The sequence below is a fragment of the Shewanella sp. SG44-2 genome (assembly GCF_014164215.1).
In the GTDB taxonomy this organism is placed as follows: Bacteria; Pseudomonadota; Gammaproteobacteria; order Enterobacterales; family Shewanellaceae; genus Shewanella; species Shewanella frigidimarina.
Window position 1 is genome coordinate 1 of record NZ_JACJEU010000112.1, and the last position, 246, is coordinate 246.

At 47.2% G+C, this 246-nt stretch carries 1 pseudogene; it reads right to left on the minus strand.

The features are described 5' to 3' along the window. Nucleotides 1-246 (minus strand): annotated as a pseudogene (locus tag H5181_RS20495) (transposase); the annotation flags it as partial.

Genomic DNA, 246 nt, shown 5'->3' on the forward strand with positions numbered 1-246 from the left:
GTGCCCGTTGCAGGACACACCGCACCATATAAATATGCTGATTCGAACTGTTGTTGCCTTACCGCTCGTGGTCGGGTTCCTTTCGTTGCCCAAATGCGGGTCGTGGTATTTTGCTGACCAAATCTGGCTTCATCTTGAAACCAAACATCAATGCGATCTAACGCCACATGACCAGGGGTGTTAAGGATCGTTGACAGCTGGAAGTTTTTTAAAAGCGTCCTGAATATCTTGAGATTGTTTTGGGTG